At 71.3% G+C, this 12,722-nt stretch carries 10 protein-coding genes; 6 read left to right on the top strand and 4 right to left on the bottom strand.

What is annotated here, in order from left to right; translation table 11 throughout:
* Positions 1-18 precede the first annotated feature (18 nt).
* Both BLT99_RS17930 and BLT99_RS03120 read right to left on the bottom strand, forming a co-directional pair.
* Positions 19-2,163, bottom strand: coding sequence for an immune inhibitor A (locus tag BLT99_RS17930; RefSeq protein ID WP_229724713.1), 2,145 nt, complete (start codon positions 2,161-2,163; stop codon positions 19-21).
* 194 nt (positions 2,164-2,357) lie between these two features.
* Positions 2,358-3,569, bottom strand: a complete 1,212-nt coding sequence (locus BLT99_RS03120) for a DUF2652 domain-containing protein (RefSeq protein ID WP_092669213.1) — start codon at positions 3,567-3,569, stop codon at positions 2,358-2,360.
* A 106-nt stretch (positions 3,570-3,675) separates the two neighbouring features.
* Between BLT99_RS03120 and BLT99_RS03125 the strand changes: the two genes are divergently transcribed.
* Positions 3,676-4,512, top strand: coding sequence for a carbon-nitrogen hydrolase family protein (locus tag BLT99_RS03125; RefSeq protein ID WP_092669214.1), 837 nt, complete (start codon positions 3,676-3,678; stop codon positions 4,510-4,512).
* On the opposite strand, the gene BLT99_RS03130 is transcribed toward BLT99_RS03125, so the two are convergent.
* A complete protein-coding gene (locus BLT99_RS03130; RefSeq protein ID WP_229724712.1) occupies positions 4,478-5,713 on the bottom strand; it encodes an aminotransferase class I/II-fold pyridoxal phosphate-dependent enzyme in 1,236 nt (411 codons plus the stop codon). The genes BLT99_RS03125 and BLT99_RS03130 overlap by 35 nt on opposite strands.
* 144 nt (positions 5,714-5,857) lie before the next feature.
* On the opposite strand from BLT99_RS03130, the gene BLT99_RS03135 reads away from it, so the two are divergent.
* The 5 genes from BLT99_RS03135 to BLT99_RS03155 all read left to right on the top strand — a co-directional run bounded on the left by BLT99_RS03135 (position 5,858) and on the right by BLT99_RS03155 (position 11,717).
* Positions 5,858-7,456: a S1C family serine protease gene (locus BLT99_RS03135; RefSeq protein WP_092669216.1), complete on the top strand. Its 1,599-nt coding sequence runs from the start codon at positions 5,858-5,860 to the stop codon at positions 7,454-7,456.
* Positions 7,457-7,617: 161 nt separating this feature from the next.
* The gene (locus BLT99_RS03140; protein ID WP_229724711.1) at positions 7,618-8,673 is read left to right on the top strand and encodes a glycosyltransferase family 2 protein; all 1,056 of its coding nucleotides are present in this window, start codon (positions 7,618-7,620) and stop codon (positions 8,671-8,673) included.
* 2 nt (positions 8,674-8,675) lie between these two features.
* The gene (locus BLT99_RS03145) at positions 8,676-9,488 is read left to right on the top strand and encodes a CDP-alcohol phosphatidyltransferase family protein (RefSeq protein WP_092669217.1); all 813 of its coding nucleotides are present in this window, start codon (positions 8,676-8,678) and stop codon (positions 9,486-9,488) included.
* Positions 9,489-9,540: 52 nt separating this feature from the next.
* Positions 9,541-10,386 (top strand): glycosyltransferase family 2 protein, encoded by an 846-nt coding sequence (locus tag BLT99_RS03150; RefSeq protein ID WP_092675530.1) that lies wholly within the window; start codon positions 9,541-9,543, stop codon positions 10,384-10,386.
* 38 nt (positions 10,387-10,424) lie between these two features.
* Entirely contained in the window at positions 10,425-11,717 is a 1,293-nt protein-coding gene (locus BLT99_RS03155) for a CDP-glycerol glycerophosphotransferase family protein (protein ID WP_092669218.1), read from the top strand.
* A gap of 1 nt (position 11,718) precedes the next feature.
* On the opposite strand, the gene BLT99_RS03160 is transcribed toward BLT99_RS03155, so the two are convergent.
* Positions 11,719-12,684, bottom strand: coding sequence for a hypothetical protein (locus BLT99_RS03160; RefSeq protein ID WP_188434403.1), 966 nt, complete (start codon positions 12,682-12,684; stop codon positions 11,719-11,721).
* Positions 12,685-12,722: the final 38 nt, after the last annotated feature.

Raw genomic sequence — 12,722 nt, forward strand, 5'->3', positions numbered from 1 at the left:
TTCCGTCGTGCGGGCGGGTCAGCCCTTCTTGCCGTTGCCGGTGTTCGTGTTGGTGACGGTCAGCGTGTATCCCGCATCGAGCGTGTCCAGGTCGCCCGTGGGCAGGTTGGACACGAGCACCGCGAAGTCGCGCTTCGAGCCGTTCGCGCATCGCGTGTCGAGGGCGAGCGTGATCTCGTCCTGCTCGAGGCGGTACACGTAGTTCCCGGCCTCGTCGACGATCTCGAAGTCGCTCTCCACGCCCGGCGTGAGGTCGCAGCTCGAGATGATCTGCACGGTCCAGTTGTTGTCCTGGAGGCCGGTCGTCTCGAACCACTCACCCTCGTCGGACGACAGCGTCGCGGCCGCACCGTCGACCATCACGTCGTCGACGAACCATCCGGTGTCGAGGTACGCCGCGTCGGTCGAGTAGCGGAACTGCACGTCGGTCGTGCCCTCAGGCAGCTGCGCGGTGAGGTGGACGTACTCGGGCTCGTCGACGAAGTACTCGCCGCCCGAGGTGCCGGTCAGGCCGTTCCCCTCCTCGTTGTTCGCGTGGGGGTCGTCGTCGGTCGTGACCGTCGCGCCCGAGTCGTCGACGAGCGGCACGGTGACCCACTCGCCGTCGACGAGCGCCTCGACGAAGCCGTAGTCCCAGCCCTCCTCGATGAAGTACCAGGTCCAGAAGTCGAGCGTCTCGACGTCGCCGTCGGTCTCCACGTCGAGGACGTGGTCGGACTGGCTCTCGTACCCGGCGTACCAGTGCGTGTCGCCGCTGTGCGGGGCGACCTGCGTGGTCGGCTCGCCGGCGAACGACAGCTCGACCGTCGGTCCGGGGTTGCGGAACCGCTCGACCTGGATGCCGTAGGGGACTGCCACGCCGCTCTGCCCGTTCGTGCGGCGGTCCCACTTGGCGGCGGGCTGCGCGCCTCGGTTGTCGCCGCGGCCGCCCCAGAACTGGTCGTCGGCGATGTCCATCGTCCAGCTCGTGTCCTTCGGGTCGCCGAAGTTCACGGCCTTGATGTCGAAGACGTCGGAGTCTTCATCGTCGAGGTAGACCGCCACGGCCCAGTCGCGGTAGAGCTCCTCGACCGAGCGAAGGTCGGCGCCCGTCTCGGCGTTGAATGCGTCGATCGCCGCCTGCACGCCCTCCATGCCGTTCAGCTCGTTCTCGAAGATGAGCTTGATCAGCAGGTCGCCGCCGGCGCCGTCGTACTCCTTGTCGGGGGTGTACGTCCCGTCGCCGTTGCCGCCGGCCTGCTCCCAGAGGTACTGGAAGAAGGTGTAGGCCGCGCCGTAGTTCTGCAAGCCGCCACCCCATCGGGTGAGCGAGGTGTCGGCGTAGAACACCTGATGGTAGGTCAGGTGCGATCCGCCGACGTCGTAGCCGTTGAGGAACACCGCGAAGTCGGCGAGACCCTCGTCGACCCAGCTGAGCTCGCCCGGGTCGCTGTAGTTGTGCAGCAGGTGCTCGAGCTCGTGCGCGATCACGCCTTCGTAGAGGGTGGGCGCATCGTTGGACGGGTCGTCGTCGTTCCACTCCGAGTCCGCGGGTCCGACCCGGTTCGCCCAGTCGAACGCGTCGATGACGATCACGTTCATGCTCGAGGAGTCGATGAACTCCGGCGCGAAGTAGCCGGCCGTGTAGGTGGTCTCGGCGCAGTCGTAGTAGTTGGCGTCCTGCACGTTGTAGACGACCATGACGAGCGAGTCGCTCTCGGGGTGCTCAGGATCGGCCGCATCCATGGGGCCGAAGTGCTCCTCGTCGACCGCGACGATCTGGTTCGCGAGCTGGTCGCCCATGTAGTCGATCTGTTCCTGCGTGATGGTGAAGTCCGCGACATCGCGGTCTTCGCAGGGCACGAACTCATCGTCGGGGTTGTGGTCGAACGCCGGGTCGAGGCTGTCGACGCCCTCGGGCGCGCTGCCGTCGAGCGGCGTGTCCTCGGGCACGTAGATATAGACCGGCGTACCGTCCGGCGTCTCGCCGGCGTACACCCGGGTGAAGTCCTGCTCGTACGTGCCGCCGGCCTCGCTGTCGTTGATCGGCAGCGTGATCGTTTCTTCGCCGGGCAGGTCACCTCCGTGACTGGCCGCGGCCGGTGTGGCGGATGCAACGGCGATCGTGATCGCGGCGGCGCCCACGGCGACGGCGCCCATGACGCCGCGTGGTGTTCGGAGCACAGCGTGTTCCCCTCTGTCGAGGCCCCCGCCGCCCCGAGACGGTCCGTCCGTCGGCGTAGGGGCCGATCGAGCGTGCGGTCTCGTGTCGATCGCGCGCGTTGATCGGGCCAGTACACCATCCGACTATGAGCCGCGACAGGTCTTGCCAACGCCATCCGGATCGTGTTTGATATGCGCCCCGGGCGAACCGATGGTCACGCCAGCCCGGCGAGGGGACCGTCCCGTCCCGCGCGAGGGAGGTCCGGTTCGTCGACCTGGTTGCCCGAGCGTTGCGAGACCGCATCGAGTTCGCCAGTCAGGGCGACGGCACTCGCCCGAAGCGACGCGGTCAGGCGTGAGCCGAGGAGCTTCATGACGAGACGCTCCCGGATGGTCCGGGGCGATCCGATGCGATGGCGGATGAGCGTCCCACCATCCGGCGTCGGCTCGAACTCGGTGGTGGACAGCACCGTGACCGATCCGAGCGGGGTGGTGAACGTGGTCCGATGCGTCACGTCGTCGTACGGCCGCCAGTCGAGCACCTCCTCGACGATGGTCTCGTCACCGTGGAGGCAGTGATTCGTCGTCCCGACGCCACGTCGATTTCCCACCGCCAGCACCTCGAGCCCGGTGAGTCCCTCTTCCCACTCCAGTCGACGACCCGGCGCCGTGAGGAACTCCCACGCCACCTGCGGGGGCGCCGAGGTCCTGGTCTCGAGCCCGATCAGCACATCCGAGGCGTCGACGACCACGTGCGACCTCGACTCCTCCTCGCGCCACCGACGCTCCAGGTCGAGGACCCAGATCGGAACCGTCCCGATCCGGTCGTACGTCTCGTTCGCGGACTTCAGCCCGAGCGCGGCCAGGTCGACATCCATCGCATCGGCGCACGCGCCGCTGAACAACGCGTACGCGTCGATTCCCGTCGCGGCGATCACGTGGTTCTTGAGCAGGCGGTGGACGAGGATCACGTCGGAACCGAGGACCTCGTCCTGCCCGGCCACGCGCTGCTCGAGGATCGCGCCGTGGTGGACCACGAACTTGAGGTCGAGATCCGGGATCCGGGCGCACGCGTTGCAGGGGCACGACGTCGCCTGGCGGACGTCGCGCCGCCGCCGTCTGAACCGGAAGTAGCACCGTTCGACGGTGTCGAGGAGCAGCGAGCCGTCGATGCGCTCGCCGGATGCGATCACGAAGGCGGCGTCACCCTCGAGCTTGACGAGCCGGAACGCGGGACGCAGACCGTCGACGATGGTTCCGATGAGGTCCGCCAGGATGTCGCGTGCGTGATCGGGTTCGACGCCGGTCAGGTAGCCCGTGTAGCCGGAGAGGTCGGCGATGAGCAGACATGCCGGCTCGCTCGACCCGACGTCGGCGGCCCGACGTCCGTGCCGCGATCGCGGATCAGGCGTGGTCCGATGATCCATACGCCTCCTCGACCTCGATGAGGTCTCCGGGCTCCTTCGAACTTACTCCGAACGCATGGTCGGCGCACCAGTGGTCAGCCCTCGCGCCCGCCGTAGGCTGAGGGCCATGCAGACGGATGGCACGGAGTTCGCGGTCGCTGCGGCGCAGTTCGCACCCGGTGACGACGCCGCTGCGAACCTGGCCTCGATCGAGCGCCTGGCCGAACGCGCGGCCGCGCGCGGGGCTCGCCTGGTCGTCTTCCCCGAGTACTCGAGCTGGTTCACGCCCACGCCGGGGACGGACTGGCTGGATGCCGCGCAGCCGGTCGACGGACCGTTCACCCGCGAACTGCGCGCGATCGCCGACCGGCTCGGGCTGCACGTCGTCGCCGGGATGATCGAGCAGCTCGACGGACAGCGGCGGGTGGCCAACACGGTCGTGGCGATCGCGCCCGGCGACGGGATCGTCGCGCGATACCGCAAGCTGCACCTCTACGACGCGTTCGGCCAGCGCGAGTCCGAGTGGGTCGCCCCGGGCGACATCGCCGATCCCGAGACCTTCGCGGTCGGCGACATCCGCTTCGGCCTCCAGACCTGCTATGACGTGCGGTTCCCGGAGGTCTCGCGTCGTATCGTCGACGCCGGCGCCGACGTGATCTGCATGCCCGCCGAGTGGGTGCGCGGGCCGCTGAAGGAGGCGCACTGGCGCACGCTCACGACCGCGCGGGCGCTCGAGAACACCGCCTTCGTCGTCGCGGCCGACCACGCGCCGCCGGTCGGCGCGGGCAACAGCATGATCGTCGATCCCATGGGCGTCGAGGTCGCGACGATCGGCGAGCAGGAGGACGTCGCGGTCGCATGGATCTCCACCGAACGGATCGCTGCGGTGCGGCGGCTGAACCCGGCGCTCGCGCTGCGGCGCTTCGCCGTCACCGAGCGGCCGGCGCCCCTTCGCGAGGAGTGAGCGCGGCGAGTCGCGCCGACGCCTCCTCGAGCACCTCGCGGCGCTTGCAGAATGCGAACCGGACGAGGCTTCGCACCGAGTCGCGTCGGTCGGGGTGCACGAACGCGGTCACGGGTACGCCCACCACTCCCGCGCGGTGCGGCAGATCGCGGCAGAACTCCGGCCCGTCGGGCTCGCCGAGGGCCGCGGCATCCGCCACCACGAAGTAGCCGGACGACGGGACCGATGTCGCGAAGCCGGCCGCCTCGAGACCCGCGAGGAGCACATCGCGCTTCGCGGCGAGCGAGGCGGATGCCTCGGCGAAGAAGCGATCGGGGAGGTCGAGCCCCGCGGCGATCGCCGGCTGGAACGGCGCGCCGTTGACGAACGTGAGGTACTGCTTCACCGCGAGCACGGCCGTCACGAGGGCGGCGGGACCCGTGACCCAGCCGATCTTCCACCCCGTCGTGTTGAACGTCTTGCCGCCCGAAGAGATCGACAGCGTGCGCTCCCATCCGCCCGGCAGCGTGGCGACGGGCACGTGCTCGCCGTCGAACACGAGGTGCTCGTACACCTCGTCGGTGACGATGAGGGCGTCGTGCTCGTGGGCGAGCTCGACGACCAGCTCGAGCGTGGCGCGGTCGAGCACGGCGCCGGTGGGATTGTGCGGCGAGTTGACGAGGATGATCCGGGTGCGATCGGTCACGGCGGCGCGCAGTTCGTCGTGGTCGGGCCGCCAGTCGGGGAACCGCAATGGAACGGTGCGATGGATGCCGCCGGCACGCGCGATGAGGGCGCCGTACGCGTCGTACGACGGCTCGAACGTGAGCACCTCGTCGCCGTCATCGACGAACGCGAGGAGCGTCGCCGCGAGCGCCTCGGTGGCGCCGGCCGTCACGAGCACCTCGCGCATCGGATCCACCGAGAGGCCGTACCAGTGGTGCTGGTGGCGGGAGATCGCCTCGCGCAGCGCGGGCATGCCCGGACCGGGCGGGTACTGGTTGACGCCGTGCGCGATCGCCTCGCGCGCGGCCTCCAGCACCTCGCGCGGGCCGTCCTCGTCGGGGAAGCCCTGGCCCAGGTTGATCGCGCCGGTCGACACGGCCAGTGCGCTCATCTCGGCGAAGACGGTCGCGGCGACGGTGCCGTCGGCGGCGAGCAGGCCGGCGCCCTCCGCGGTGCGCTGCCACGGGGCGAGACGAGGGGAGCGGGCGGGTTCCACGCTCACACCGTACGTCACGGTGGGTTCGTTACGCTTGCGTGGGCGCCCGGTCGGTTCCCGGCACCGGCATAGGTCCGTCATAGAAACCGCCGACGCGCCGCACAGCTTGCAGGGCGATGCTGGCTTCGCTGGAAGGGAGCGACCATGACCGACACCACCACCGGCGGGCACGACCAGGAGTCCGAAGCCCGCCCTGAGACCACCATCCCCGAGCCCGCGGAGACGCGCACCGAAGCGCCGCAGCCCGCCGCTTCGGAGCCCGCCGCGGCCGAGAGCGCGCCGCGTGCGACCGGCACCGTCTACACGCCGGGCCAGGCGCCGCAGCCGTACGTGGCACCGGAGTACCGCCACGAGCCCGCAGCCGCCCCGGCCCCGGGTCAGGCGGCTCAGACCGCGCCGACCGCTCCGGTCCCCGGCGCCACCTCGCCTGCGGAGTCCGCCGCGCCGGCCGCGTCGGGCGGCTCGGGCATCGTCCCGCCGGCGTTCGGCGGTCCCGCCGCGCCATCCGCCGCCCCCGCACCGGCAAAGCCGCGTCGCGTCGGCCTCGGCGTCGCTGCGGCGATCGTCGCGGCGGCCCTCATCGGCGGCGCCTCGGGCGCCGGCGTCACGGCCCTGGTCGTCGGCGGCGACGACGCGACCACCACGCAGACCTCGTCGGGCGCCGAGCGCATCGTCGTGAACGACACCGACTCGGTGAACCAGGTCAGCGCGGTCGCCGCGTCGGCGAGCCCGAGCGTCGTGACCATCGAGGTCGCGGGCGCCCAGGGCGAGGGCCAGGGCACCGGCTCGGGCATCATCCTGTCCGACGACGGCTACGTGCTCACGAACACGCACGTGGTCACGCTCGACGGCGCGACGGGCACGCCCACGATCCAGGTGAAGACCGACGACGGCCGGCTCTACCAGGCCGAGCTGATCGGCACCGACCCGCTCAGCGACCTCGCCGTGATCAAGCTCGTCGACGCGTCGGGCCTCACGCCCATCGAGTTCGCCGACTCCGACGAGCTCAACGTGGGCGACACGGCGATCGCCATCGGCGCACCGCTCGGCCTGTCGGGCACCGTCACCGACGGCATCATCAGCGCGCTGAACCGCAGCATCGACGTCGAGTCGTCGGCCGCGCCCACGACCCCCGACGACGGCCAGGACGGCGGCGACGAGTCGCAGCAGAGCCCGTTCGACTTCTGGAACTTCGACGGACAGGAGGGCGGTGGCCAGCAGCAGCAGTCCCAGAGCGGCGGCCTCATCTCCATCCCGGTCATCCAGACGGATGCCGCGATCAACCCGGGCAACTCCGGTGGTGCGCTGCTCGACTCCGACGGCAAGCTCATCGGGGTGAACGTCGCGATCCTCTCGACCGGCGACTCGGGCCAGGCCGGCAACATCGGCGTCGGCTTCGCGGTGCCCGCGAACCTCGCGGAGCGCGTGGCCAACGAGATCATCGAGAACGGTGCGGCGACGCACGGCCTCCTCGGCGCGACCGTCACGTCGGCGCAGGCCAGTGGCGAGAGCGACACGGTCGGCGCGCTGATCTCCGAGGTGTCGGCCGGTGGCGCGGCCGAGGCGGCGGGACTGCAGTCCGGCGACGTCGTGACGGCGCTGAACGGCGTGCCGATCAGCGACCAGACCGACCTGACGGCGCAGGTGCGTGCGCTGGCCGGTGGGGCCGACGCAGAGGTCACGTTCACGCGCGACGGCGACTCGCAGACGGTCACCGTCACGCTCGGCACCTTCGAGGGCTGAGCCCCGGGTCGCCTCCGCTTCCACCGGACGGGACCGGGCCCTGCGGGGTCCGGTCCCGTCCGTCTGCCCGGCCGCGACGCCCGTTCCCTGCGGCGGGGTGGACGGCGGCGCGGGGGAGCCCGGCTGCTAGGCTCGATCGACCCCGTGCACGAGTGAGGACCATGCCCGAGCAGCACCATCCGGCGGACCTGTCGCCGCCGATCGGCGTCTCCTATGTCATGCCCGTGCTGAACGATGCGTCGCACGTGCGTGCGGCGGTCGCGTCCATCCTCGAGCAGCACTACGACGGTCCCGTCGAGGTGCTCATCGCACTCGGACCCTCGATCGACGGGACGGCGGAACTCGTGGCCGACCTGGCGGCGCGCGACGCCCGCGTCCGCGTGCTCGACAACGAGGTCGGATCGACGCCCGCGGGCCTGAACCTCGGCATCCGCGCGGCCACGCATCCGGTCGTCGTCCGCGTCGATTCGCACTCGATGCTCCCGCCCGACTACACCCGGATCGCGGTCGAGGCCCTCGTCCGCACCGGTGCCGACAACGTGGGCGGCATCATGGACGCGCGCGGCGAGACGCCGTTCGAGCGGGCGGTCGCGCTGGCCTACACGACGCCGGTCGGCCTCGGCGGCTCGGCCTTCCACGTCGGCGGCGACGAGGGTCCGGCCGACACGGTGTACCTCGGCGTGTTCCGGCGCAGCGCGCTCGAGCGCGTGGGTCTGTTCGACGAGCGCATCAAGCGCGGCCAGGACTGGGAGCTCAACCGCCGCCTGCGCGACACCGGCGGCCTCGTGTGGTTCACGCCGAGGCTCGCGGTGACCTACCGTCCACGCTCGAGCGTCGAGCGGCTCGCACGCCAGATGTTCTCCACGGGCCTGTGGCGCGGCGAGCTCGCGCGGCGCTTCCCCGCCGACAACGGCATCCGGTACTTCATCCCCCCGGCCATGGTCGTGGGCGTCGTGCTCGGCCTCCTGCTCGGCATCGGCGGGCTCGTGCAGCTCGCGGTCGGCGCGCTGCCGTGGATGCTCGCGGGATTCATCGTCCCGCTCGTGTACCTGCTCTTCGTCGTCCTCGCCACGCTCGTGTACGCTCGCGGGCGTGGTGCGGCCACGGCGGCGTGGTTCCTCGTGGTGCTGCCCTGCATCCACGTGGCATGGGGCACGGGCTTCGTGCTCGGCTACCTCTCGCTCACGAGCAACATCGCGAGCCACACGGGAAGGTGAGCATGACCTGGACCGAGCCCGAACGCGGCAGGCCGTCGTCGATCGCCGAGCTGCGGGCGGTCACGCAGCCGCCCGAGGTGCGCGGCCGACGCAACGCCGAGCACTGGACCGCGTCGCTGTACCTGCGGAACCTGTCGCCGTATCTCACATGGCTGCTGCTGCGCACCCGCATCTCGGCGAACGGCGTCACCGGCCTCATGATCCTCGTCGGCTGGTCGACCGCCGCGGCGCTGCTCATCCCGGGCATCTGGGGCGCGCTGCTCGCGGTCGTGCTCGGCCAGCTGCAGATGCTCGTCGACTGCTGCGACGGCGAGGTCGCACGGTGGCGGCGCACGTCGAGCCCGGCGGGCGTCTTCCTCGACAAGGTGGGGCACTACTCGACCGAGGCCCTCATTCCGCTCGCGCTCGGCATCCGCGCCGCGGCCTACCCGCTGGAGTTCCCCGAGGACTTCCTGTGGACCACGATCGGTGCGATGCTCGCGCTCGTCATCGTGCTGAACAAGGCGCTGAACGACATGGTGCACGTCGCCCGCGCGAACGCCGGCCTGCCGAAGCTCGCCGATACGCACGGTGAGACGGCGCCGCGCGGCGGCCTCATCGCGAAGCTGCGCCGAGCGGCCCGCTTCGTGCCGTTCCACCGGCTCTACCACTCGGTCGAGCTGACCCTGATCGCGTTCGCGGCGGCCGTCATCGGCCTGTTCGCGGGTCAGCCCCTCGTCGACCGCGTCGTCGTCGCGGTGCTGCTGCCGCTCGCGGTGCTCGCGCTCCTGGGCCACTTCGTCGCGATCATGGCGTCTCGCCGTGTCCGGGCCTGACACGTCGACCGATGCGGTGACGCCGACGCGGGTCGGCGTGGTCGTCCTGACCATGGGGCGACGTCCCGAGGACCTGGCCCGCGGCATCCGGAGTGTGCTCGACCAGGTCGACGTGGAGGTCGACGTCGTCTGCGTCGGAAACGGCTGGGATCCCACCACCGCCGACCCGCCCCTGCCGCCCGACGTGCGCACGGTGCACCTGCCCGAGAACCTCGGCATCCCGGCCGGCCGCAACCGCGGCGTGCCGCACGTGGTCGGCGACGTGCTCTTCTTCCTCGACGACGACGCGTTCCTCCCCAGCGCGACCTTCCTGGCCGACGGATGCCGGCTGCTCGCCGAGCATCCCGATCTCGGGCTCGTCCAGCCCCGCGTGGTCGACCCGACGGGGCTCACCGCTCCGCGCCGGTGGATCCCGCGCATCCGCAAGGGCGACCCCGCCCACTCGAGCGACGTCTTCTCATGCTGGGAGGGTGCCGTGCTCATGCCGCGGCCGGCGTTCGACGCGACGGGCGGCTGGGCCGACCCGTTCTTCTACGCGCACGAGGGCATCGAGCTCGCGTGGCGCGTGTGGGACGTCGGTCATCGAGCGTGGTACGCGGGCGACCTCGAGGCCGCGCATCCCGTCATCGACCCCGCCCGCCACGAGTATTACTACCGCCTCAACGCACGCAACCGCGTCTGGCTCGCGCGGCGCAACCTCCCTGCCGTGTTCGTGCCGATCTACGTCGGCTCCTGGACGGCGATCCAGGTGCTGCGGTGGTACCGCGACCCGGCCGCCCTGCGGGCCTGGTTCGGGGGATGGCGGGCAGGATGGCGTGAGGACCCGGGGCCGCGTCGCCCGCTGCACTGGCGCACGGTCTGGAGGATGACGCGCGCCGGCCGGCCGCCCGTGATCTGACCCCCGCGCCGCGCCCCGGCGACGGCTACCCTTGGACGGTGGGTTTGAGGACAGACGCGCGCCGCGCCGTGAAGCTGGTCAGGAACGTCGTCAGGTCGCGCACCGATCAGCGCCGGTTGGCCGGGGTCCGGCCGCCCGAGCCGCACCGATACCGGATCGGGGTCTACTTCGCCGACGGCAAGGTCAACCTCTACCAGCTGCGCCAGTGGTACAAGCCGCTCGCCACCCTCGCCGAGCGGCACCCCGTGCTGATCCTCAGTCGGGCGTCGGGCGCCGCGCTCGCGCTGCGCGACGAGTCGCCGATCCCGGTCGCGTACGTCCGCCGCGTCGCCGACCTCGAGCAGGTGATCCACGAGCAGGACCTGCACCTCATCTTCTACGTGAACCAGAACGCGAAGAACTTCCAGATGATGAGGTACGGCCGCCGTTGGCACGTGTTCATCAACCACGGCGAGTCCGACAAGATGTACATGACCACCAACCAGTTCAAGGCGTACGACTACGCGCTCATCGCCGGCGATGCCGCGCGCGCCCGGCTCGAGAAGGTGCTCTGGGACTACGACTTCGACAAGCGCGCCATCCCGATCGGTCGTCCCCAGGCCGACCACTACCTCGACGGGCGACCACTGCCGTACCCCCAGGACGATCGCGAGGTCGTTCTGTACGCGCCGACGTGGGAGGGCGATCGCGGCGCCGCGGCGTACGGCTCGATCGCCTCGCACGGCGTCGAGCTGGTTCGTTCGCTCATCGCGTCCGGACGCCACCGGGTGATCTACCGGCCGCACCCGCGTTCCGGTGTGGTCGACCACGAGTACGGCGCCGCCAACCGTGAAATCATGCGCATGCTCGAACAGGCCAACGCGGCTGACGCGGCTGCGCACCATGTCGTCGACACCGGGCCCGACCTGGGCTGGCAGCTCGCGGCCGCCGACGTCGCCGTCGTCGACATCTCCGCGATGGTCTACGACCGGCTCGCCGCGGGCAGACCGCTCCTCGTCACCCGCCCCGCACATCGCGAGGCGCAGATCGATACGGGCGGCTACCTGTCGGCGTGCGAATGGCTCGACGCCGCCGACGGCGAGGCGATGGCGGCGCGCGTCAGCGAGGTCGCACACGACGCCGACGCCCTCGAACGGCTGGGCTACTGGGTCGAGCGCTACTTCGGCGACACCACTTCCGGCGTGACGACCGCGCGCTTCCACGCGGCGGTCGACGGCCTCATGGCCGAGTGGGAGCGCTTCGCGGCGCTGCACGCGACGGATCCCGAGATCGACGAGCACGACGCCGAGGGCGAGGCGGCCGAGCAGTCCGACGACGTCGACGTCGACTGAGTCAGCCGGCGCGCTCGTCGGTCGTGCGCGCGGATCCGTCGTCGACCGCCGCGGTGCGGTCGTGCTCGGCCGCGCCGCGGCGACGCCCGAGCGCGCGCCCGGCGGTGCGGATGCTGCGCCCCGGCAGCGAGAGCAGTGCCTCGCCGAAGGCGCCGCCACGTCGGATCGCCCGGGACGCGGCCGGCTCGCCCGGCCCGCGCGGTTCGAGCTCGGCCGGCAGGAACCTGGGCGCGCCGCCGAAGGCCAGCCGCGACTGCTGCAGCACCCGGCGACCGAGCACGTGGTTGCCGATGCCGCCGATCGCGGCGCCGATGCCGAACGGGATGGCGCGCCCGATGATGCCCGCGCCGCCGCGCACCGCGAACTGGCGCACGAACAGGTGCCGGAGCCGATCGACGACCGTCCCCATGACGGCCTTGGGCAGCCCGCTCGTGATGACCTCGCCCCAGTAGGCGTTCCGTGCCACGCCGACGCCGGTCGCCTGCGCGGCGAATTGGCGCACGAGGTCGACGCCCTCCCGGCCCATCATGAGCGTCATCACCAGGGCCCGGGCGCGTTCGGGATTGTCGATGTGGAGCCCGTGCACCTCGGCGACGGACTGGGCGAACAGCGCCGTGGCCTCGAGGAAGCCCGCGGTCTCGACGCCCGAGAGGGCGAGCGTCACGCCCGTGCCGATGCCGGGCACCACGGCGGTCGCGCCGACGGCGGCGCCGCCGGTGGTGACTGCGGTCAGGTACCGGCGCTCGAGGATCCGGATGAGCTCGTCGGGCGTGGCCGTCGGGTGATGGCGCCGGATGCTCCGCAGGTGCGCGACGACGATCGGGCGCTGGATCGACAGGAGGCGGTCGAACGTGCGCTCCAGGCCGACGGCCCGCTCCGTGGCATCCGTGGCATCGGTGGCGGCCTCGTCGCCCTCCTGCGGCGTGCTCGGCCCCATCGACGTGATGCGGTGGACGCGATCGGACATGCCGTCGATCCTAGGCGGACCGGGTGGCAAGGACCGCC

The sequence above is a fragment of the Agromyces flavus genome (genome assembly GCF_900104685.1).
Lineage (GTDB): Bacteria > Actinomycetota > Actinomycetes > Actinomycetales > Microbacteriaceae > Agromyces > Agromyces flavus.

Bases quoted from the DNA above. Each gene is read 5' to 3' on its own strand.
- BLT99_RS03120 (WP_092669213.1), bottom strand. From the start codon at position 3,569: ATGGATCATCGGACCACGCCTGATCCGCGATCGCGGCACGGACGTCGG.
- BLT99_RS03125 (WP_092669214.1), top strand. From the start codon at position 3,676: ATGCAGACGGATGGCACGGAGTTCGCGGTCGCTGCGGCGCAGTTCGCA.
- BLT99_RS03135 (WP_092669216.1), top strand. From the start codon at position 5,858: ATGACCGACACCACCACCGGCGGGCACGACCAGGAGTCCGAAGCCCGC.
- BLT99_RS03140 (WP_229724711.1), top strand. From the start codon at position 7,618: ATGCCCGAGCAGCACCATCCGGCGGACCTGTCGCCGCCGATCGGCGTC.
- BLT99_RS03145 (WP_092669217.1), top strand. From the start codon at position 8,676: ATGACCTGGACCGAGCCCGAACGCGGCAGGCCGTCGTCGATCGCCGAG.
- BLT99_RS03150 (WP_092675530.1), top strand. From the start codon at position 9,541: ATGGGGCGACGTCCCGAGGACCTGGCCCGCGGCATCCGGAGTGTGCTC.
- BLT99_RS03160 (WP_188434403.1), bottom strand. From the start codon at position 12,684: ATGTCCGATCGCGTCCACCGCATCACGTCGATGGGGCCGAGCACGCCG.